Origin of the sequence: Ruegeria halocynthiae (assembly GCF_900106805.1) — a bacterium.
GTDB lineage: Bacteria > Pseudomonadota > Alphaproteobacteria > Rhodobacterales > Rhodobacteraceae > Ruegeria > Ruegeria halocynthiae.
Genome location: NZ_FNNP01000006.1, coordinates 37,946 through 57,944, shown reverse-complemented (window position 1 = coordinate 57,944; position 19,999 = coordinate 37,946). Strand labels below are relative to the sequence as shown.

The window sequence follows — 19,999 nt, the reverse complement described above, 5'->3', positions numbered from 1 at the left end:
CGGATGGCCAGCCCGGAACAGGCTGGCCACACGGGGATTAGCTGCCCAATTCGTCTTCGATCAGCTTCTTGAAGTCTTCGTAAGACTGGTTTTCAATCTGTTTGCCGTTCACAATGAACGACGGTGTTGCCTGGATCCCGTCACGCTCGGCATTTTCCTGATACCAGGCCACCAGAGTCTGCGCACTGGTTCCGTCCTGCAAACAGGCGTCAAGCTGATCATTGTCGAGACCCGCAAGACGACCGATCTTGCGCAACTCGTCAACGATTTCAGCGGGGCCTCCGGCGCGAGTCCATTCAGACTGACCTTCATAGATCAGATCGGTGATACCAAAGAACTTCTCGGGGCCCGCACAGCGCGCCACCATTGAGGCCCACAGGCCGTAGCGGTCAAAGTATACTTCACGGTATGTAAATTTGACCTTGCCCGTATCGATGAAGTCCTTCTTGAGCTGCTTGTACGCGCCCTGATGGAAATTTGCACAATGCGGACAGGTGTACGAGGCATATTCGATGATCTCGACCGGCGCGTCTTCGGCGCCTTGCACCATCTCGACGATGGTCGACGTGTCCAGATCAGCCTCCTGTGCCTCGGCGGTACCGATCAGCGGGTTGGCGGGGGTGGTATTGCTCGACTGTGTTAACCAATAGCCGCCAGCGGCTACGGCGACAGCCGCACATATTACGGTTGCAATCCGGCTCATTCCTCAGCCCTTTCTTAGCGTTTCTGTCTGGATAAAACGTTACGGCCCAAACGTTCAAGGGCTGAACGCAAATCTTCATCATGAACTGCACGCGACACTTTGTCGGCCTCGGCGGCGACTTCGGGTGCAATCGGCGGTTTCGCCCGCTTCGGCTTGTGATCGAAACTGGCCTGCCCCTCAGCAAATCCGGTCGGCGCGGTCTGGGTGATGCGAACCCGATTGATCGCGTTGTAGCCATAGACCGCGTTCACCTTGTCGCGAAGTTGCTCTTTCTGCATCTCCAGCATCGGCGCCTGTGGTCCAGTGGTCAGCACCGTCAGCGTCGCCCCGAACCCACCCTTGGCGTATCCAACATTAACCGGCCGAGCGATCGACGCGATGTCCTGGCCTACGATCTCAGCCCAATGGGTCAACAGGCGCGAAACGGCAAAGCCACGGCTTTCCCCGGCCTGCCTGATGCGGTCGTTCAGCAAAGTAGCGGTGCGTTTGAACCCGCGGGTCGAGGAACGTCTGCGTTGCATCTGGTTTCCAACTCCTGCGGCGCTATTGTAATAGGCTGAAACCCGGGCGCCAGTGAAACCCGACAGGGAGATAGATAAAACTTGCGTGACAGTACTGAATTTGACGTAAGCGATACGCTGTTGGGGTGGTATGACCGCCACGCGCGCGAGATGCCATGGCGGATCGGCCCTGTGGATCGTTTGGCCGGCGTGATGCCCGACCCCTATCGCGTCTGGCTGTCCGAAGTGATGTTGCAACAAACCACAGTTGCCGCGGTCCACGATTACTTCGTGCGATTTACCTCTCGGTGGCCGACCGTCAATTCACTAGCAGCCGCAGAAGACGGTCAGGTCATGGGCGAATGGGCTGGCCTGGGCTATTACGCCCGCGCCCGCAACCTTCTGAAATGCGCGCGCGTTGTGGCATTCGAACATGACGGGCGGTTCCCCGACAATTACGATGCGCTACTGAAATTACCGGGCATCGGCCCCTACACTGCCGCAGCCATCGCTGCCATTGCATTTGATCGTCCAGAAACCGTGTTGGATGGCAATGTCGAACGCGTCATGGCCCGGTTCTATGACATTCACGCGCCATTGCCGGGGTCAAAACCCACTCTGAAGGTGAAGGCGGCCGCACTGACCCCAGCGCGCCGACCCGGAGATTATGCTCAGGCAGTTATGGATCTGGGCGCAACGATCTGCACACCAAAGTCACCGGCCTGCGGTATTTGCCCTCTCTGCTCTTCCTGTTCGGCACGGGCGGCAGACACACAGGCGGAATTGCCCAGAAAGGTAACCAAAAAGCCCAAACCCACTCGGTTAGGCCATGTCTACATCGCACAACGAAATGATGGTGCGATGCTGCTGGAACGCCGCCCCGACAAGGGTCTGCTGGGTGGAATGCTGGGCTGGCCGGGTTCGGACTGGTCTGACACACCGCCAGAATGCCCTCCATTTCCAGCCCAATGGCAGGAGATACCGGGCGAAGTGCGGCACACCTTCACCCATTTTCACTTGATCCTGCGAATCTGGGCGACAGAACTACCCAGCGGGTCTGCTCCCAATGATCTGATAGTCATGGACAAACATCAGTTTAAGCCCAGCGACCTCCCTACGGTTATGCGCAAGGCTTTTGACCTCTGGCGCGGCCATTAGACCGCTGTGCAAAGCCTGGTGCACAGTCTACGGTGCGGCCAACGTTTCGGAGCCTCAAGATGATTGCATCTGACACCCTGTCCCGCTGGCAATCCGCCTTTCCTTTCTGGATTTCATATCTGCTGATTCCGTTGATCTGGGCGACCTCTGCCGCTGGTGGCTGGTGGGTCTTGCTTGTGCCGCTCTCAACCTGGTGGGCCTTTGCTGTGCTTGACCGGCTGACGGGCCTCAATCTGGAAAACGCCAACCCGGATACGCCAGATGAAGTGCTGGACTGGTACATCTGGCTGACCAAAGCCTGGGCGCCAGTACAATTCCTCACGCTCTATGGGCTGATCTGGTACACGACCCGCGCCACTGGTCTGACTTTGTTCGAGAAGATCGGCGTGTTCTTCGGCATGGGCGTTATTTCAGGCACGATCGGGATTAATTACAGCCACGAATTGATGCACCAGAAAGGTAAACTGGAACGCTGGTTGGGCGATGTCCTGTTGTCGATGGTACTGTATTCCCATTTCCGGTCCGAGCATCTGCTGGTTCACCACCGCTATGTTGGCACCCCGCGCGACCCGGTGACCGCACGCTACAACGAGGGCTTCCACCGATTCTATCCGCGCGTCCTGCGCCAAAGCCTGAAATCGGCATTTCACGCAGAAAAGGACAAACTAGCCCGCAAAGACCGCCCCTGGACCGATCCGGCAAACCCGTTCTGGCGCTATTGGGCCTTACAAGGGGCAATGCTGCTACTTGCATTTCTGATCGGAGGGTGGGCCGGGTTGGGCCTGTTTGCCGTACAGGCGGGCACCGCCATCTGGCAGCTGGAATTGGTCAACTATGTTGAACATTACGGCCTGACGCGCAAATATCTGGGCGATGGCAAATACGAACACGTCCGCCCGCGCCACTCGTGGAATGCATCACAAAAGGCGTCGAACTGGCTGCTGATCAACCTGCAGCGGCACTCGGATCACCACTACAAACCAAGCCGTAGGTTTCCGTTGCTTCAACACCATTCGCAGGACGCTGCCCCACAGTTGCCACATGGGTATCCGGTCATGACCGTTGCCGCGATGATTCCGCCCTTGTGGCGGCGTATCATGAACCCCAAGGTCCGGGCGTGGCGACGCCAATACTACCCCGAGATCACCAACTGGCATCCCTATAACAAAGCACAGAATCCAGGCCCCCGCACCTGACCGCAGCGCGCATCAGCGCGCTGCCCGGCCCAACGGGAAGGATCGCATCTTTGATGCGGTTCTGACAGGCGGGAGCCTCGGTTGTCAGAGCACCCAGACATCCATCAGAGTGGCGACACCCCGCACTGTCTGATCCGATCGCAGCTCAAATCCTGCCATCGAATCTTCTGCGTTTGGCGTTTCTTTTATAGCCTGAGCGCGCAATGCATCGCTGACAATAATGTGCACAGCATGATCACGCGTCATGGCCTCTAGTTTTGCAGCGACATTCACCGCATCGCCGATTACGGCAAACTCCAGTCGATTGGCGCCTATGTCACCCAAGACGACTGAGCCATAGTGGACCCCAACACCGATTTGTATCTCTGGCTCTCCCGTGCGTTTGCGATCTAGGTTCCAGCGTTCGATCATCTCAACCATAGACCGGGCACAAGCCAGTGCATTGCTCGCATCCAATTCACTCGGCATCGGAGTGCCGAACGTAGCCATCAGCCCGTCTCCTAGATACTTGTCGAGCGTTCCATGATGGCGAAACACCTCAGTCTCCATCCGGGCATGAAATCCGCGCAGCACCTCAATGACCTCATACGGATCGCGCCCGGCAGAAAATTTGGTGAACCCAACGATGTCAATGAAAAGAACCGCAATGTCTTCTTTGCGAACCTGTTTCAGCGGCTCGTCATTCTGGCTCAGTTCATCAACCACATTCGGTGAAAAATAACGTGATAGATTCGCCCGCTCGCGCTCAAGCCCGGCATTTGACATCAACAGGCGATTGAGGCGGCGCATCGAAACCCCTAGCGTCACCGCGACCATGACAAAGACGATAACCTGCTGGATACGCAAGGTCGGCATGAAACTGTTAGGATCAAGCATCTCAACCACCGCCGGATACTCTTTCAATGCCTCAGCGATCTCCTCACTGATCCCCGGTATTGGGGTCGCGACCCACCAAGCAATGATCCAGCCTGCCGTCCACATCCCAGCGGTCCATGTTCCAATCGCGATGACGGTGCGCCAGGAATAGGCCAGAGTTCCCGCCGCTAGAATAATGAAGAAATACTGGAAGTTGTCGAACCGGTACTGCATTGCCAGCGGCCGCACGTCGTCGCTGAACGGGTTTGGAACGATCATTCCCAATGTCATGATCAGCAGATCAAAGAAAATCAGAAGAAGCTCAATCCGGGATTGGCCTACGCGTCCCGCCCGGCGGATCAGCCAGCCATTGGCGCAGATCAGCAGTAGGATGAAATGATACCACAGAACCTCCCATTGAGGATTCAGGTAGATCAGCAACATCGCCGTCAACGCCATCGCGATCCAACGCGCCCGAACGGCCAGCTCAAGCCCTTCACGCTTATTTCGCTCCAACGCCGCCTCGGTGTACTTGTTATCGAGATCGAAATTGTCTGGCTGTGTAACGAAAAATCTGCTCGGGCGGGGTTGGCTGACGGTAATCTCGGTCATTGCCTTTTTCTCCCAAAAGGGCTGTCAGGGGCTGCCCCATGCAATCACCTCTGAGGTAAAAACAAAAGACCCCGCCGAACACGGCGGGGCAAGGCGTAGTGCCTTGTGTCAGGCCACAGGCACCGGCGGTATTGATGAATTCAGCTGTGCATCTCGGCCCTGATCTGCTGGCGCAACACGTCGATCGGCACCGTTTTACCATCGCGCTTGAAACACCAGTAGGTCCAACCGTTGCAGGACGGAGCGTTTTCCAGATGCGCACCAACTTGATGGATCGAACCCTTGACGTTATCGCCCACAAGCGTGCCATCGGCCCGCACCTTGGCTTTGTGGCGCTGGTTCATGGAATAGAGTTCCTCACCCGGGCGCAGCATCCCGCGTTCGACAAGTTGTCCAAAGGGGACACGCGGTTCGGCCCGTTTGCTGGCGCTGACCTCCAGAGCTTCGCGATCAAATTTGCGAACCTTGGCGATGCGCTTCTCGGCCACCTTGCGATAACTTTCCTCGCGCTCGATCCCGATGAACTCACGACCTAGCATCTTGGCAACAGCACCCGTCGTGCCGGTGCCGAAGAAAGGGTCAAGTACGACATCGCCCGGATTGGTCGAGCCAATCAGAACACGGTGTAGCAGAGATTCCGGTTTTTGTGTCGGATGTGCCTTGTCGCCGTTTTCATCCTTCAGACGCTCATGCCCGGTGCAAATCGGAAGCACCCAGTCGCTGCGCATCTGCACGCCTTCGTTCAGTGCCTTCAGAGCTTCATAGTTAAATGTGTATTTGGCGCCCTCACGTTTTGAAGCCCAGATCATTGTCTCGTGTGCATTGGTAAGGCGTTTGCCCCGGAAATTCGGCATCGGGTTCGACTTGCGCCAAACCACGTCATTCAAAATCCAATAACCTGCATCTTGCAACGCCGAACCGACACGGAAGATGTTGTGGTACGACCCGATCACCCAGATCGCGCCATTGGGTTTCAGCAGCCGATGCGCCGCCTTCAGCCATTCGCGCGTGAACTTGTCATAGACCGCAAAGCTGGAAAACTGATCCCAGTGATCATCCACCGCATCGACCTGCGAGTTATCAGGCCGGTGCAACTGACCTTTCAATTGCAGATTATACGGCGGATCCGCAAAAATCAGATCAACCGACGCCTCGGGCAGACTGTTCATCGCCTCGATGCAATCACCTGATAGAATCGTGTTTAAAGGGAGCGCGTTTGCGCCCTTTGTCTTGATTGTGGTCATATCACTGCCTCAGTTCCACGGCGCATTTGCGCTCATTTGGTTGAGACAAGGATGAGTCAAAGATGATTCGCCGTCAATTTCTTTTTTGAATCAGCAGCTTACGATTTACTCTTGATACAAGATATTGTGGACCGGTTTGAACGAACGTCTATGGTGTGGGGTCACGCCAAGATTTTGCAGCGCGTCGCGGTGCTGTTTGGTGGGATAACCCGCATTCGCCTCCCACCCATAGCCGGGATGCTGTTGCGCCAAATCCACCATCAGCTGATCGCGCCAGTTTTTTGCGATGATCGACGCTGCTGCAATCGACACCGACCGCGCGTCGCCTTTCACCACCGCCTCAGAGGGCAGTTTCATCCCGCGCGGAAGCAGGTTGCCATCAATCAGAAGAAAATCCGGTGCCGGATCCAATACAGAAACCGCGCGCACCATCGCCAAATGCGAGGCGCGCAAGATGTTGTGCTCGTCAATCTCAGCAACCGAGGCTTCGGCAATGGCCACCTGCGCCCGATCCCGCAACTCAGTATCCAAACCAACACGGCGTTTGGCAGTCAGTTTTTTGGAATCGTTCAACCCATCGGGAATGTCATCTGGGTTCAGCACGACGGCTGCGGCAACCACCGGCCCCGCCAATGGGCCGCGCCCGACCTCATCTACTCCGGCAATTCGGAGATATCCGCGCGCCAGCAAAGCTCGTTCGAGTTCAAAATCTGGTATCGACATATAATTTGCAAACCGCGTTTCAGCGTTCTACGCAAGAAAAAAGAAGAGGGCAGCTTGCGCCACCCTCTCCCGCGCGGCGCTTCTTTGGCGCCACTCCTGCTCGAAACCGATTACTGATAAACGACACGGTATCCATTCTGGCGCAGGCAGGCGGGTTCGTATGCCCGTTTTACCTTTTTACCGTTCCAAAAACCAACCTTGCATTGGTGTGGCAGGCTATCTGCGTATTTATAATGCTTTTTCAGGCATTTCGGCCCCAACAACTGCCGATCGGGCGAATAGGTGTTAAACGTGCGCAAGCAACGATAGGGCAGATCATAGCGCGCGACGCGGTTGGGCAACGGGCGCACCTTGTGCTTTTTTTTGGCCTTCTTGGCCTTGGCTTCCGCCCGTTTGTGCCTCTTGCGGCGCTCTGCTTCTTCGTCGCGCTTTTTCTCCTGATGATAGTGATTGACAGCGGCACCGATGATCGCAATTGCAGCGAGCCCGCCAAGGATGTCTCTGGTGTCGGCGGCACGCGCCTGCGACGCAGAAAGCCCGGTGATAAAAACAGCCGTAGCGATGATCAGGGCAATAAATTTTTGATGCATGATACCTGTCCTTTCGGATATTTGGCGATCCCGTCAGGAACCGCGAATTCGATAATCAAACACTGGGTCAGCCCCAATCAGACAAGCAATAACGGCGGCATGTTATTCGATATCAGGCCCTCGAACCCCCTTAGGTTATTGAATATCCTGCGAACCCATGCGCAGGATACAGCCCATGAAACAGATCTTCTCTTCTCTGGCCGTGGCAGCCCTGATATCGCTGAACGCGACCGCTTCGACCGCAGAGTGTTATGCCGACTACAAGGCCAAACAGGACGATCCTTTGCGGTTGCATTACGGCGTGATGCAGGTATCGGACTGCGATGCTGGTGCAGCACGGAAAGAGGTCACAACGCGACTGAAGTCAAACGGATGGACCTTGCTGAACATCATGTCCGTATTTGGGCCAGAAGGATTGGATCAAAGGAAGGCCAATGCCGGAAATTTCTATCTCCGTTACTGAGGCCCGCCGTTCGGGGGTTAGATTGGTTGGCCTGGGAATCGCAGCAATTGTTGCGATCCTGGTAACCGCGGCAGTTTTCCTGTTCTGGACCCTGCCCGATGCAAACGCGTTCAACGCCCGTGTCGAACGATTGTTTGTCGAGGCTGATCTGACTTCGCAGTCTGAAATCCGCCTGCTGGAAATTCTCGCCCAATCCGGCACTGCGTTTGCCGACACCCTGTCCAGCTACCGCATGGTTATCTTTGTGCTGTTGGTGTTTGCCAGCGCCATGCTGATCACCGCGCTGGTGTTTTTGGTCATGCTTGTGCTGCTAAACCGCCGCATGGCACAGATCGAGCGGACGGGGATTCAGGTGACCTCGCTGCTTATCAGCCGCGAAGAAAACACGGTTTACCTCAACAACATGGATTTCAAGCTCACACCCGCAGCAATGGAAACTCTGTCGATTCTGGCCGAGTCCCGTCTGGATGACGAAGTTCTGTCGGGAGCGCAGATCGAATCGATGATCTCGGGCAGGAACGTGGTCGATTGCGAAGAAGCGGCTGGTGCCACCCGAATCAAGCGCTTACGCGACGCACTTGGCAATCAAATGGTCAGTGAACTGCTGGTGAAAAATATAACCAAAAAGGGTTATATGCTGTCGATCGAAAAAGACGTTATTCAAATGGTCTAAAGCTGCTTCTACGGTAAAATCTGTGTGCACACCTTGGAATTGTCGCTCTCAAGGCCCATCATATAAGGGCTTGGCCAAGGGAGTTTGCAAATGAACGTCCATGCCACACCGAATATCAAAGGCTATGGGATTTCCGTTGAACCGTTGCTGGGACGGATCGCGATCTATCGTGGTGATATCCTGTTGGCCGAAAGCCATAACGCAAAGGTTATGTACGAAACACGGCTGCCGCCCGCGATCTATGTGCCGCGCGAAGACCTGTGCGTAGACCTCAGCCCCGAGACTGAGCTGCAGACCTTTTGCCCCTTCAAAGGCACTGCGACTTATCACGACATAAGCCTGCCGGAAGAGCGCCTGACAAACTCAATCTGGGCCTATGAGGACGCCATTCCTGAAAGCGCGGCCATTCAAGGCCATATCGGTTTCATGCCGAATACTGCAACGCGGATCGATCTTGGCGATAACCAACTGCGCCAACCTGATGACGGCAATATCAGCGGACCGCTGATCGACTGGCTGATGCGCGGTGCCTCAGAAATAGACTCACCCGATGTCTTTACCGAAGCGCTGGCTGGGAAAATGCTGGAACACGGCATTGCCATTCAACGCCTCAGCATTCTGGTTTGGTCACTGCATCCCCTGATCGCTGGCAAGCATTACATCTGGGAAAAGGGCGCGTCCGAGATTTCGACCCATACCCCGTCCTATGAAATCCACGATCACCCGGCTTTTACTAATAGCCCATTGCGCCACGTCTCGAACGGGCTGGGGGGCGTGCGCCAACGTCTGACCGACGACAATCCACACAACAGTTTTCCGATCATCGAGGACCTGCGCGCAAAAGGAGCTACCGATTACGTTGCAATGCCGTTGCCTTTTTCGGACGGCCGGACAAATGTCCTGACCCTGACCTGCGATCACCCGGACGGTTTCACGACTGAAAACCTTGGTCTGGTCTTCGAATGCTCGTCCGTTATCGCGCGCTTCTACGAGGTATTCATGCAGCGTGAGAACGCGCAGGTTTTGCTGGAAACCTATGTCGGCAAACGCTCGGGCGCGCGTGTGCTTGGGGGTGAAATCCGCCGGGGCGATGGCGATGACATCGATGCAGCGATCATGTTCTGCGATCTGCGCAATTCGACCGCGCTGGAAGAACAATTGGGCCGTGATGATTACATCACCGTTTTGAACGCGTTTTTTGAAACTGTCTCGGGGATCATACATGATCACGACGGCGAGGTACTGAAATTCATTGGCGACGCGGTGTTGGCCGTTTTCCCGGCAGGCGACGACGCAGCCAAGGCCCGATCCAACGCGCAACGCTCGGCGATTGAGATAGTGGAAAAGCTGGCTGAATTACGCAGCGACGAAAATGAACACCATTGCGATTGCTCAATCGGTGTCGCCTATGGTCGCGTGACCTATGGCAATGTGGGCTCTCGTGAGAGGTTGGATTTTACCGTGATCGGACAAGCGGCCAATATCGCTGCCAGATTGGGTGAATACGGCAAGACCGTCGGTCATAGAATCGTTGTCTCGCAGGATATTGAGCCAGCCTGCAACCACGCCATCCCACTGGGTGAAATCAAGCTGCACAATGTCTCGCAGCCCGTTAGGTCCTTTGCGCTGAAGACCGCTGCAGATGCCCTGCTTGATGCGTAAGGGGCAGGCAGATCGATGGGCGTCGTCGCATGACCTGCCCACCTTTCATCTGCACAGGACCATCGGGGTAAATAGGCTTGGAGCTCTCAAATTCATGACCAGCCACGCATTCTTAGAACGGTATTGAGAAATCCGGCTCAAAATCCACCACCAAGCAGGATCAACGCCGTCTGTGCTGGCGACGTTACCTGCTGGATTTGCTTGATCTGGTTGCGTGCCAGATAAGTATCCGTCAGTTTTTCTAAGGTCTCACTTTCAGTAAACTGGGCTAAATCAGACGAACCAGTTGCACGATTCAGCCGGTCTTTGAACACCTCAAGCTGTTTGTCGATATCCAACTGCGCGAATGAGTTTGGCAGACCCAACGCCGTCTCCATCATGCTGCGCAGGGGTGGCAATCCCATCAGATCGAACCATTTCCTATCCTCGGTGCCATCCTGTGTCGCTATGTCACGCAGAGCGTGCTGCGCGTACAAGGCGATACGCATCGTTTCATCCGCGTCGCCAACCGAGATTTCGAAGCGGGCGACTAAATTGTCGGAAACAACCTCTTCCATGGCTTGGGCGGAACCAGTCCTGGGAACATCACCCGGCCCCAATCCAAATGCATTGGCAAACTCACGATACCTGCCATCTGCCAGCCTGTTCGCTAATGCATCTCGTGCCTGCGTACCATCAGACAAAATCTTCTGGATGAAGAACCGATTGTCGAGATCCCCTTCCAGACCAAAGGCGCCCAATGCCACCTGCAACAACCGCCGGTCCGAAACCAGGTCTTCTGCTGACCGGACTTTTCCGATGTTTTCTAGAAAGTATCTGGATTCTCTTTCGTTGATCCCCGACGCAGAATAGCTTTGAAGTTGTGCATCATATGTGCGCTGCAGAAAGCGCCAGCCAACCAGCCCCCCTGATGGTATGACCGGTTGGAAGGTCACACCTGATACGCCATTAGACGTTCTTCACGCGGCAAAAGCGAGCGCAGCGCCTTCAGGCACTTATAGTATTGTTCAGCCACCAGTGCTTCGGTTGCATCGGCCAAGACCTGGCGACTGTCGGCATCAGTAAAAACCTGGCTCAATTCTTCGACACGTCGCAACAATTGCTGACGCGCCTGATCAGGTTCGGTATCACCCGACAGAACCAATTGAGCGGCATAGCAGACACGGCGCACAGGCGTATTGACCTCTTCGGGGTGTATCGCATCGCGCAAGCGCAGGACATTGGCCTGGGGCGTCATGATCGAAAACCGACTTCGGCGATCGCCGTTTTCTATGACAACTCCGTTGATCAGAACCCGCTCCTTCGGGGCGAGCTTTAGAACCAGACCTCCCATCAGTTGCCCCTCATTTGGCGCAGCCCGCGCAAGACGGCCATATTGATCTCAAGCAGCGGCTCTATCGTCGCCTTGTTCCCCAATACCTGGCTGCTATGTTGTTCGGTGAATTCGGCGAGATAGAATATCCGGGCACGCAGATTGTTCGGCAGCGCATTGTCAGCGTCGGCAACATCTGTCGCCAGTACACTCCACAGGCGACGGTTCTCGTGCAAGGCTTGTACAAACTCTCCGAAATCGGTCGCCTTACGCGCTGCGGCGGCCTTCAGCCGGTGCGTGATTCTGGATATCGCCTCATATTCCGTGTCCCGTGGTGTTCGCGTTGGTGCGGCAGGTTGCGCGTATGCGCGTTGTGCGATCGTTTGCGGTGTCACTTGAAATCCTTCCAATTGTCCATCAACGGGCGACTATGACCGGGGCGCAACACACGCCCCGGTTCAGTTCCTGAGTTAGCGGAACAGCGACAGGATGGATTGTGGTGCCTGGTTTGCGATCGACAGCGATTGCGTCGCCAGCTGTTGTTGCACCTGCAGGGCCTGTAAACGGGCCGAAGTTTCTTCCATATCGGCATCAACCAGCGAGCCGATTCCGGATTTGAATGAGTCAGACAGGTTCGAGATGAATTCCTTCTGGGTCTCAATCCGGCCCTGCGCCGAACCAAAGGCGGCTGACGCATCAATCGCGGAATCAATCAATGTTTCGATTGTTCCAAGTGCCGCGGCGGCTCCTGCATCGGTCGACACATCAATCGAAGACAGGGCGCCTAAACCACCCGCCCCGGCGTTGGTGAACTGCGCCGATACAGTCACGTCGCGATCTGCGTCAGCACCTGCAGTGGCCGTTCCGGTAACAAATGATAGCGTGCCAGCCGAGCCGGAGTCATAGTCGATCGCCACACCGGTGATGCCCAAGGCGTCAATCTGGTTCTTCAACCCGACGGCAACAATCGCATCGGTGTAAGCCGAGTCGTAAGTACCCGATGGATCCAAATCACCAGCCTGAACCGTGTACGACGCAACTTTGTCGCCGATGGTGATCGATACCTTGTCACCCGCGGCAAAGTTGTCGGTCGAACTATCAATTACGATATCGCCCGAACCCCCGGACTTGTCCATCGTAAAGCCTGCAGCATCATTGTCGGTGGTCACGTTATCTGACCCCGCCAGAACCCCCTTAGAGGTATAACCACCAGTCGACAGATCCTGACTTGCAACCGAGATAGAAGAAGCCGTGACACTTCCAGAGCTATCGCGATCCAGCGAGGCGAGAATGGATGCGGTGCCTGCCGATCCATCGACAAGGTTCAGGCCATTGAACTGCGCTGCGCCGACAACCGAGGCAATCTGGTCTCGCAGTGCTGTCACATCATCATTGATCTTGGCACGATCAACGTTGTCTTCCTGTGCTGCAACGATCTTACCCTTCATTTGGTTCAGAAGATCAGTCACCGTTTCCGAAGCGTTCCGCGCAACCGCTACAGTGGATTCACCCAATGCCAAGCTGTCTTTGATGGCATTGAAGCCCTTTACGTCCGATTCCATCACCTTGGAGATGGCCCAAACGGCAGAGTTATCCTTGGCAGTCGCTACATCCTTACCGGTCGAAATCGCATTTTGCGTCGCCGCCAGGTTCTTGTTGACCGATTTGAGAGTTTGCAGCGCTACCATTGCGCCATTGTTTGTCAGAATGCTGGACATCTTTGTCATCCTTGTTTGCGTTAGGGCGCATTTGACGCCCATGTTGGACCCACCGAGCCGGCAGGCATTCTGTCTTTCTGACCTGTGCGTCGTACCCTGCGGCCTTCGCGCCACCTGCTGTTTCAGGTGCAGAGCTACATTTGACCGCCATCCCCTAACGGAGTGCTAAGACAGGAAAATCCAAAATCTCGGATTTGAATCAAACCGGGTTCTATGCCCGTTTTTCCAGTTTTGCCTGACGGCGCAAAGCAAACCCGCTTCGCTGACCCGAGGCATCATAGGTGCTGAATTCCTGCCGAACCCGGCGCAGCTCGGACATTCGGTCCGCCACCGCACGAATCCCCTCGGCCGCGCTGTTCAGCAGGGCTTGGTTACGCATGACCTTTTTCTGAACCCGGATCAGGTCATCGCTTTCCAGCACATGCAGGTCGTTTATGACTCCAATCAGATTTTCCTTTTCCGGTGCAAGTCGGCCCAGATCGCTCAATTCCCCCTGAACCAGAGCAGAACGTTCGAGATCCAGAAGGTTTTCCAATGCCCGAATCGGATCGTTATCCATCGGAACTCTCCATCATTGCATTGAACAAAATCTCGGACAGACCGATCCCCCCGGCCCGGGCCATCTGCTGTGCTTGCTGCTGAACGAGGAATGAGGCGAACTGATCCTCACCCGCGCCGCCCCCAAAAGAACTGCGCGCCTGCCCGAGGCCCGCAGACTTGAGCATCTCGGCCATAAAAGCGGCTTCGAGTTCAACAGATGCGGCTTTTAGTTTTTTTGGAATTCCTGCGGCAGGTACGGCTGGCCCGGTCGCTGTAATCATCATCGGTTTCTCCGAAAATTGCTTCGAACTTTCTGGATCAAAGAGGAAAGCAGTTAAAATAAATGTAACTTCCTGTGGGCACAGTGCGGGCCAGACAAACGGAGCCAGAGCAAGAAATGCCCAACCCGCTGCCCCTTATCACGGCCTCATATTCCACCGGCGCCAAGATTGACTCGCCCCAAGGGAAAGAGCGAGAGATCAGGGGCGGGTCTGCCTTTGAGGACGTGCTGAACGAAAACGCCGAACAGCCAGAAGTGGAAGATCTGCTTGTGCCCACGGCTGACCCCGCAGCGTCGCCTGAGCCATCAGAGGCCGAGGTTTTCACCTCAGCCGAGACATCCGAGGAGGAATTTCCTGATGGACAGGGGGCGGTCCATGCTCCGGCAGCATTGCAACAGCCACCGACTGCGCGTGACACTCCGGTGAATTTAACGGAGCGCGAGACAAATGCGACCGCCATTCCCCCTGAACCAAAGGCTCAGGTGCTGCCTTTGGTTGCGGGCAATGCGGCACAGGTTCACCACGCGACCGCCCTGGGCCCTGCTGCGTTCGCACCGGTTGAAAATATACACCAAGTCCCTGACCCGGTTCAAAAACCTGACGATAGCCACAACAAAGCCGCGGCTCAGCCCCTCGCCCCTGCTTTACCGAACATGACCGGTGATGCAGCGCCCAGACAAATGCATCTCAAATCCGATCCAGAGGCACATTTCAGTGCCCGCCCGGCAGCGCCTGCGGGAGAGCGAACAACTCAACCAACTCATATTCTTGCAACCGCAAAGGCCCCATCACCCGTTCAGACAACTGGCCTGACAACGGACGAGGGCATGGCTGATATCGCGTCTACTTCGGAACCCGAGGATATGTTCACGATCAAGGATGCTATAGCGGGCCAAACCTTACGTGACACGTCGACAATGGCGCCCATCACCACCGCTCGCGCGGAACCAGCTCGCGCGATCGCAGGGCAGTTGGCCGCCGTGATTTCAGCCCGACCTGGCACTGGTGGCGTGGAAATCGCCCTAAACCCCGAAGAGCTTGGCCGCATATCCATCACGCTCAACGGTCGAGAAGACGGGTTGCATCTGACAATCGCAGCCGAACGGCCCGAGACGCTTGACCTTATGCGACGCCACATCGCGATCCTGTCTGCCGAGTTTGAGAAGCTTGGATACGGAGAATTGTCACTCGATCTTGGCATGTCCGGAGGCACAGGACAGCGCGACGAGACACCAGAGCCTGACCCAACCCCGGATCCGGTCGAAATGACCAGTGCTGCTGATCAAGCGGCGCCAACGATCACAATCGGTCCTGATCGGGGCCTTGATATGAGGCTTTAATCGATGATCACACCGACTAACTCAGCGGCTGCGACAGCCGCAGGACCGAATGCAGGCAGCAACACACAACGTTCGGCTCTGACCTCGGATTTTGAAACCTTTCTCCGAATGCTGACGGTACAGGCCCGCAATCAAGACCCATTGGAGCCGTTGGATTCATCCGAATACGCGTCACAGTTGGCACAGTTTTCGATGGTCGAACAACAGGTCAAGGCCAATGAACTTTTATCCGGCCTGGCGGTGACTTTGGGGGCGGTCAATTTGAATCAGCTCACCGGGTGGGTCGGAATGAATGTCCAGACCACCGCGCCGTTCCGCTTTGAGGATCAGGCGATTGCTATCTCGGCGCAGGCCGAGCCTGACGCAGATCGGGCAGAGCTGGTCATCCAAGACGATCAAGGTGCGGTTGTTGACCGGATCACGGTACCCACTGACAAGTCCGAGTTCGAATGGGCCGGGGTGAACGGCGCAGGTGATCCATTGCCTGCCGGCACCTACGCGGCATCTTTGGACAGTTACAAAAATGGCAAGCTGTTGTCCAATACGCCCGCCTCCGTCTTCGGTCGTGTAGTCGAGGCGCAGGTCAGCGAGGGTGCGGTCATACTGAAGCTGGACAGCGGGGTCGAAGTACCTGTCGAAAGGGTTACGCAAATCCGCACAGGTGCTTGATCTGAGGCGCGGCGCGGGCCAAAGCTTGGCAAAACGCGACTCACATCCAAATCCGGTATAACCCCTGTCTGATCGAAACCAACCTCCACCTGATCTTATTGCCCTGCTGCGCACCCGAGGGTTGATTGATCCCACGGTGCGCTTCGAGGTGCAGTATGGTGGGCGAACCAATCGGGTCTGGAAGGTCTTGTCCGGCAAAAACGACTCCGTTCTAAAGCTCTATTGCACCGGGTTTCACAACCCGCTGTTCCGCAATGACGCGCGGCTTGAGGCAAACTGCCTGCGCGCGCTTGGCAGCTTTGGCTTCGTCCCCAATCTGCGTGCAGCCGGTTCGTTTGGAAACGACAGCTGGGTCTACTATGACCACGCACCGGGTGCCCCGTGGCGGGATGACGTTGATGGCGTCGCCCTTCTGCTTAGGAAACTGCACCAAATTCCTGTCAGTTTGAATCTTCCAAATGGCTGCAATGGCAGCGATGATCTGGACCAGCACGCGCAACGGATATTGTCCACCTGCCGGTCGGGGGAAAAGGCATCACTGCTTGCGATGCGACCGCAAGGGCATATCCCACCGATAGGTGATCTGTGTCTGATCCATGGCGATCCCGTCGCGGGGAATATCCTGCAATCCGCAGCTGGCTTGACGCTGATCGATTGGCAATGCCCGGCGCTGGGTGATCCCTGTGAAGATTTAGCGATGTTTCTGTCACCCGCCATGCAGCAACTCTATCGCGGCGCACCCTTGTCAGAAGCCGAAGTGACACAGTTTCTGGCGGCTTACGGCCAGCCTGAAATTACTGAACGTTATCGGGTGCTACGCCCTTGGCTCGCCTGGCGCATGGCCGCATATTGTCTGTGGCGGATCGAGACCGGCGCACCGGATTACGCCCCGGCATATGAGCTTGAAATCGCGGCTATGTGATGCCGCCGCCACGTTCTGCGCGCCCCGCTTGAAATCAATGATGTTTTGCGCACCTTCGGGAATCCGAGCTGTGGCAATTGCTGACATGGGCTCTGGCAACCGCAAACACTTCTTCCTTTTTGGCGATGTCGTCTTTGTCATGAGAATTGTAGTCCAAGTCTGCACCTGCCGGAGCCACGGGTACCTCCTAGGCAAATGCGATCGCAGTCCCCAATGCGACAATCGCCATCGTCCCAAGTGTTTTGTGTTTCACGATACCTCCCTGTAACTGGGTGACTAATTTTACCTCCCTGGATTTGATCAAGTTTTGCGTTTCCCTGCTGTTTCACCTATGCTCGGAAGAGGTGCAGAAACTGACATTTCATAAACACTCGGATTGGGGCAAACCTTTTGGATTTGATCAATAAAAAGGCAAATACAGAGTCGGCAGATGATGAGAAACGCCCGGCGCATGAGCAGGTCTATCGCACCCTGAAATCGCAGATCCTGTTTGGCGACCTTGTGCCCAGTCAACCGGTTACGATTCAGGGGCTAACCGATTCTCTGGGCGTCGGCATGACCCCTGTGCGTGAGGCGATACGACGCCTGATTTCAGACGGCGCCCTGACTTTTCAGGGCAATCGCCGGGTCAGTATACCGCCGATGACGGCCAGCGACATTGAACAAATGATTTTTGCACGAATTTCAATAGAAACAGAGCTTTCCAGGCGATCCACCAAGAACCTCACAGTTGCCGATATTGACCATCTCGAAAGGCTGGATCAACGATTGGACCAAATGATCGCGGATGGGGATGTGGGTGGTTATCTGCGTTTGAACCATGCGTTTCATCAGGCGCTCTACTCGCACGCTGATGCTCCAATTCTTGTCGATCTGGCCGAGAGGTTGTGGTTGAGATTCGGCCCCTCGCTCCGGATCGTTGGTGGCCGCTTCGGCACTCAATGCCTGCCCGACCGGCATAAGGACATCATTTCAGCTTTACGTGAACGGGATGCGGAAAAGGCTGCTGTGGCAACGGCTCAGGATATTGAGCAGGGTATGGGAATGATGGGAGATGCCCTGATCAACGCCTAGGTTCCAGCGTTTCGATGGAAATCCATAATTTGATCATACTCAATTCGACAACAACGTTTGCGGGAGCATCCCACACGCCAAGGGCGTAGATCTGGCTGGCGGCGAAGGGCATGACATTCCGGATAGCATGGCCAGTGGAGTGTGAATATCCGGTATGGCCGGAACGAGCTGCCCTATTGCAATGCCTTCGTCATTCTCCGGTCATTGCGCCGACCTAACATCCGCTTGTCAGCGAGGCATAGGTTGCGGGTATGATCGAATGGTGATCTCTTCTAAGTCAAAACCTCGGTTGAGATCGACGAGATAATTGTGCACGTTCTCAAATCTCTGGAAAATGCTTTGGTCGAATTCAACGAAAAGGCCTGATGACACCTGCGTCCTGATCCAAATGGCAAAGTCTACTCATTTGGATCGCCTTGACACTCAGCGCATCCGCTCCAGCAAACTGAGCGACGGATACCCATCCGGCACCAAACCTTGCGCGACCTGGAAGGCACGAACCGCATTGATCGTATTCGGCCCTGTCCGCCCGTCGATCCCTTGCGTGTCAAAGCCAGCCTGCGTCAACCTATGCTGCAATTCCTTGCGTTCGGTAAAGCTGAGTATTCGGTCACCGCGCGGCCAATCGGCTTGAAACAGAGGACCGCCTGCAAGCCGGTCAGACAGGTGCCCGATTCCAATCACATACGCATCGGCGCCATTGTATGTCTCAATCACCTTGAAGTTGTCGAAGATCATCAGAGCGACACCACGTCCACCAGCCGGCAACAGGATCGCCGCCTTTCCATGGTCCGGCACCGCCTGGCCCATATGTGTCAGAACACCTCGGGCGGCCCATTCTGACGGCATCAGAATAAAGTCCCGTCGCGCGACGGAATAGTCAAAATCGGACGGCAAGCGCACCTCGACCCCCCAAGGCTGGCCTTTGGTCCATCCATGCTTTGCCAGGTATGCGGCGGCCGAGGCCAAGGCGTCGGTTGGATCATCGGACCAGATATCGCGCCGCCCATCCCTGTTGAAATCTACCGCATGATCCAGAAATGAGGTCGGCATGAATTGCGTATGCCCCATCGCTCCGGCCCAACTGCCGGTCATGTTCCCGGCATCAACATCCCCGGCCTTCAGGATCTGAAGGGCCGCTATCAGTTGGGTTTCAAAGAAGCTTGCCCGACGGGCATCAAACGCCAGAGTTGCCAGCGACCGGATGGTTTGCTTGCTGCCCCGATAGGTTCCAAACGAGGTCTCAAGGCCCCAGATCGCAGTGACAACCTCTTTCTCAACGCCATATTGCGCCTCGATCCGGGTCAGTATGTCTTGGTGTCGGTCCAGTCCGGCGCGACCGTTCGATATCCGCGCTTTTGATACGGCCCCATCCAGATACTCCCAAATCGGCTTGGAAAATTCTGCCTGATTGCGATCTCGTTTGATGATGTCGCTGTCATAGGTCACTCCGGCCAAAGCGCGATCCAGCGTGTTGACCGAGATGCCCTGAACCTGCGCCCTCGCACGAAACGCCCCCAGCCAAGCCTGAAAGCGGGCATTTCCTTCTGCTGAGATGCGATGCACCTCGACATTAGGGCGCCGCACAGGCCGAACCGAAACCGTTACATCCGCCGAGGCCAATTGAACGTTTTCGACCAATGGTCGGGCCAAAGGCCGTATCGATTTTTCTGTTGTATCCGCCTGCACGATGGATGCCCATAATGCGGCGGTCATGACGCCACCTACGCACTTACGCATTCCGTTTTTCCTGATTACTGCTCA

22 protein-coding genes are annotated in these 19,999 nt (G+C 55.8%); 9 read left to right on the top strand and 13 right to left on the bottom strand.

The genetic code is table 11. The features are described from left to right. Positions 1-37: 37 nt before the first annotated feature. Both BLU89_RS15000 and BLU89_RS14995 read right to left on the bottom strand, forming a co-directional pair. Positions 38-703: a DsbA family protein gene (locus tag BLU89_RS15000; protein WP_074737662.1), complete on the bottom strand. Its 666-nt coding sequence runs from the start codon at positions 701-703 to the stop codon at positions 38-40. A 14-nt stretch (positions 704-717) separates the two neighbouring features. Next, the gene (locus tag BLU89_RS14995) at positions 718-1,224 is read right to left on the bottom strand and encodes a DUF721 domain-containing protein (RefSeq protein WP_074737661.1); all 507 of its coding nucleotides are present in this window, start codon (positions 1,222-1,224) and stop codon (positions 718-720) included. A gap of 81 nt (positions 1,225-1,305) precedes the next feature. Between BLU89_RS14995 and mutY the strand changes: the two genes are divergently transcribed. Continuing rightward, positions 1,306-2,361 (top strand): A/G-specific adenine glycosylase, encoded by a 1,056-nt coding sequence (gene mutY / locus BLU89_RS14990; protein ID WP_074737660.1) that lies wholly within the window; start codon positions 1,306-1,308, stop codon positions 2,359-2,361. A gap of 59 nt (positions 2,362-2,420) precedes the next feature. Continuing rightward, complete coding sequence (locus BLU89_RS14985) at positions 2,421-3,557, top strand: alkane 1-monooxygenase (RefSeq protein ID WP_074737659.1); 1,137 nt, start codon at positions 2,421-2,423, stop codon at positions 3,555-3,557. A gap of 84 nt (positions 3,558-3,641) precedes the next feature. On the opposite strand, the gene BLU89_RS14980 is transcribed toward BLU89_RS14985, so the two are convergent. The 4 genes from BLU89_RS14980 to BLU89_RS14965 all read right to left on the bottom strand — a co-directional run bounded on the left by BLU89_RS14980 (position 3,642) and on the right by BLU89_RS14965 (position 7,581). Continuing rightward, the gene (locus BLU89_RS14980; RefSeq protein WP_074737658.1) at positions 3,642-5,024 is read right to left on the bottom strand and encodes an adenylate/guanylate cyclase domain-containing protein; all 1,383 of its coding nucleotides are present in this window, start codon (positions 5,022-5,024) and stop codon (positions 3,642-3,644) included. 140 nt (positions 5,025-5,164) lie between these two features. Beyond that, complete coding sequence (locus BLU89_RS14975; RefSeq protein ID WP_074737657.1) at positions 5,165-6,268, bottom strand: site-specific DNA-methyltransferase; 1,104 nt, start codon at positions 6,266-6,268, stop codon at positions 5,165-5,167. A gap of 105 nt (positions 6,269-6,373) precedes the next feature. Further along, positions 6,374-6,991, bottom strand: coding sequence for a ribonuclease HII (locus BLU89_RS14970; protein WP_074737656.1), 618 nt, complete (start codon positions 6,989-6,991; stop codon positions 6,374-6,376). Positions 6,992-7,101: 110 nt separating this feature from the next. Next, on the bottom strand, positions 7,102-7,581 hold the full coding sequence (locus BLU89_RS14965) for a hypothetical protein (RefSeq protein WP_074737655.1): 480 nt from the start codon (positions 7,579-7,581) through the stop codon (positions 7,102-7,104). A gap of 175 nt (positions 7,582-7,756) precedes the next feature. Here BLU89_RS14965 and BLU89_RS14960 point away from each other — a divergent pair, with 175 nt between their 5' ends. The 3 genes from BLU89_RS14960 (at position 7,757) to BLU89_RS14950 (ending at position 10,379) form a co-directional block, all read left to right on the top strand. Then, the gene (locus tag BLU89_RS14960) at positions 7,757-8,044 is read left to right on the top strand and encodes a hypothetical protein (RefSeq protein ID WP_074737654.1); all 288 of its coding nucleotides are present in this window, start codon (positions 7,757-7,759) and stop codon (positions 8,042-8,044) included. Further along, a complete protein-coding gene (locus BLU89_RS14955; RefSeq protein ID WP_074737653.1) occupies positions 8,016-8,717 on the top strand; it encodes a winged helix-turn-helix domain-containing protein in 702 nt (233 codons plus the stop codon). The genes BLU89_RS14960 and BLU89_RS14955 overlap by 29 nt, the downstream gene beginning before the upstream one ends. Positions 8,718-8,807: 90 nt before the next feature. After that, a complete protein-coding gene (locus tag BLU89_RS14950; RefSeq protein WP_074737652.1) occupies positions 8,808-10,379 on the top strand; it encodes a DUF427 domain-containing protein in 1,572 nt (523 codons plus the stop codon). 137 nt (positions 10,380-10,516) lie between these two features. Here the strand turns inward: BLU89_RS14950 and BLU89_RS14945 are convergent, their stop codons facing one another. The 6 genes from BLU89_RS14945 to BLU89_RS14920 form a co-directional block, all read right to left on the bottom strand. Then, positions 10,517-11,314: a DUF1217 domain-containing protein gene (locus tag BLU89_RS14945; protein WP_074737651.1), complete on the bottom strand. Its 798-nt coding sequence runs from the start codon at positions 11,312-11,314 to the stop codon at positions 10,517-10,519. After that, entirely contained in the window at positions 11,311-11,712 is a 402-nt protein-coding gene (gene flbT, locus BLU89_RS14940) for a flagellar biosynthesis repressor FlbT (RefSeq protein WP_074737650.1), read from the bottom strand. Before flbT ends, BLU89_RS14945 begins: the two co-directional genes overlap by 4 nt. Further along, entirely contained in the window at positions 11,712-12,086 is a 375-nt protein-coding gene (gene flaF / locus BLU89_RS14935) for a flagellar biosynthesis regulator FlaF (RefSeq protein ID WP_074737649.1), read from the bottom strand. The genes flbT and flaF overlap by 1 nt, the downstream gene beginning before the upstream one ends. A 75-nt stretch (positions 12,087-12,161) precedes the next feature. Continuing rightward, the gene (locus BLU89_RS14930) at positions 12,162-13,409 is read right to left on the bottom strand and encodes a flagellin (RefSeq protein ID WP_074737779.1); all 1,248 of its coding nucleotides are present in this window, start codon (positions 13,407-13,409) and stop codon (positions 12,162-12,164) included. A gap of 211 nt (positions 13,410-13,620) precedes the next feature. After that, on the bottom strand, positions 13,621-13,968 hold the full coding sequence (locus BLU89_RS14925) for a flagellar biosynthesis protein FlgN (protein WP_074737648.1): 348 nt from the start codon (positions 13,966-13,968) through the stop codon (positions 13,621-13,623). Next, positions 13,961-14,233 (bottom strand): rod-binding protein, encoded by a 273-nt coding sequence (locus BLU89_RS14920; RefSeq protein WP_074737647.1) that lies wholly within the window; start codon positions 14,231-14,233, stop codon positions 13,961-13,963. The genes BLU89_RS14925 and BLU89_RS14920 overlap by 8 nt, the downstream gene beginning before the upstream one ends. 113 nt (positions 14,234-14,346) lie before the next feature. Between BLU89_RS14920 and BLU89_RS14915 the strand changes: the two genes are divergently transcribed. From BLU89_RS14915 to BLU89_RS14900, 4 genes are all read left to right on the top strand, one after another. Further along, positions 14,347-15,570, top strand: a complete 1,224-nt coding sequence (locus BLU89_RS14915; RefSeq protein WP_074737646.1) for a flagellar hook-length control protein FliK — start codon at positions 14,347-14,349, stop codon at positions 15,568-15,570. 3 nt (positions 15,571-15,573) lie between these two features. Continuing rightward, positions 15,574-16,239: a flagellar hook capping FlgD N-terminal domain-containing protein gene (locus BLU89_RS14910; protein ID WP_074737645.1), complete on the top strand. Its 666-nt coding sequence runs from the start codon at positions 15,574-15,576 to the stop codon at positions 16,237-16,239. Between the two features lie 121 nt (positions 16,240-16,360). After that, complete coding sequence (locus tag BLU89_RS14905) at positions 16,361-17,161, top strand: aminoglycoside phosphotransferase family protein (RefSeq protein WP_245709764.1); 801 nt, start codon at positions 16,361-16,363, stop codon at positions 17,159-17,161. Positions 17,162-17,551: 390 nt separating this feature from the next. Continuing rightward, the gene (locus BLU89_RS14900) at positions 17,552-18,235 is read left to right on the top strand and encodes a GntR family transcriptional regulator (RefSeq protein WP_074737644.1); all 684 of its coding nucleotides are present in this window, start codon (positions 17,552-17,554) and stop codon (positions 18,233-18,235) included. Positions 18,236-18,658: 423 nt separating this feature from the next. Here BLU89_RS14900 and BLU89_RS14895 read toward each other — a convergent pair whose 3' ends face one another. Beyond that, the gene (locus tag BLU89_RS14895; RefSeq protein WP_074737643.1) at positions 18,659-19,975 is read right to left on the bottom strand and encodes a lytic murein transglycosylase; all 1,317 of its coding nucleotides are present in this window, start codon (positions 19,973-19,975) and stop codon (positions 18,659-18,661) included. Positions 19,976-19,999 lie beyond the last annotated feature (24 nt).

Coding starts and splice junctions, on each gene's coding strand:
- BLU89_RS15000 (WP_074737662.1), bottom strand. CDS start 703: ATGAGCCGGATTGCAACCGTAATATGTGCGGCTGTCGCCGTAGCCGCT.
- BLU89_RS14995 (WP_074737661.1), bottom strand. CDS start 1,224: ATGCAACGCAGACGTTCCTCGACCCGCGGGTTCAAACGCACCGCTACT.
- BLU89_RS14985 (WP_074737659.1), top strand. CDS start 2,421: ATGATTGCATCTGACACCCTGTCCCGCTGGCAATCCGCCTTTCCTTTC.
- BLU89_RS14980 (WP_074737658.1), bottom strand. CDS start 5,024: ATGACCGAGATTACCGTCAGCCAACCCCGCCCGAGCAGATTTTTCGTT.
- BLU89_RS14975 (WP_074737657.1), bottom strand. CDS start 6,268: ATGACCACAATCAAGACAAAGGGCGCAAACGCGCTCCCTTTAAACACG.
- BLU89_RS14970 (WP_074737656.1), bottom strand. CDS start 6,991: ATGTCGATACCAGATTTTGAACTCGAACGAGCTTTGCTGGCGCGCGGA.
- BLU89_RS14965 (WP_074737655.1), bottom strand. CDS start 7,581: ATGCATCAAAAATTTATTGCCCTGATCATCGCTACGGCTGTTTTTATC.
- BLU89_RS14960 (WP_074737654.1), top strand. CDS start 7,757: ATGAAACAGATCTTCTCTTCTCTGGCCGTGGCAGCCCTGATATCGCTG.
- BLU89_RS14955 (WP_074737653.1), top strand. CDS start 8,016: ATGCCGGAAATTTCTATCTCCGTTACTGAGGCCCGCCGTTCGGGGGTT.
- BLU89_RS14950 (WP_074737652.1), top strand. CDS start 8,808: ATGAACGTCCATGCCACACCGAATATCAAAGGCTATGGGATTTCCGTT.
- flbT (WP_074737650.1), bottom strand. CDS start 11,712: ATGGGAGGTCTGGTTCTAAAGCTCGCCCCGAAGGAGCGGGTTCTGATC.
- BLU89_RS14930 (WP_074737779.1), bottom strand. CDS start 13,409: ATGTCCAGCATTCTGACAAACAATGGCGCAATGGTAGCGCTGCAAACT.
- BLU89_RS14925 (WP_074737648.1), bottom strand. CDS start 13,968: ATGGATAACGATCCGATTCGGGCATTGGAAAACCTTCTGGATCTCGAA.
- BLU89_RS14920 (WP_074737647.1), bottom strand. CDS start 14,233: ATGATGATTACAGCGACCGGGCCAGCCGTACCTGCCGCAGGAATTCCA.
- BLU89_RS14915 (WP_074737646.1), top strand. CDS start 14,347: ATGCCCAACCCGCTGCCCCTTATCACGGCCTCATATTCCACCGGCGCC.
- BLU89_RS14910 (WP_074737645.1), top strand. CDS start 15,574: ATGATCACACCGACTAACTCAGCGGCTGCGACAGCCGCAGGACCGAAT.
- BLU89_RS14895 (WP_074737643.1), bottom strand. CDS start 19,975: ATGCGTAAGTGCGTAGGTGGCGTCATGACCGCCGCATTATGGGCATCC.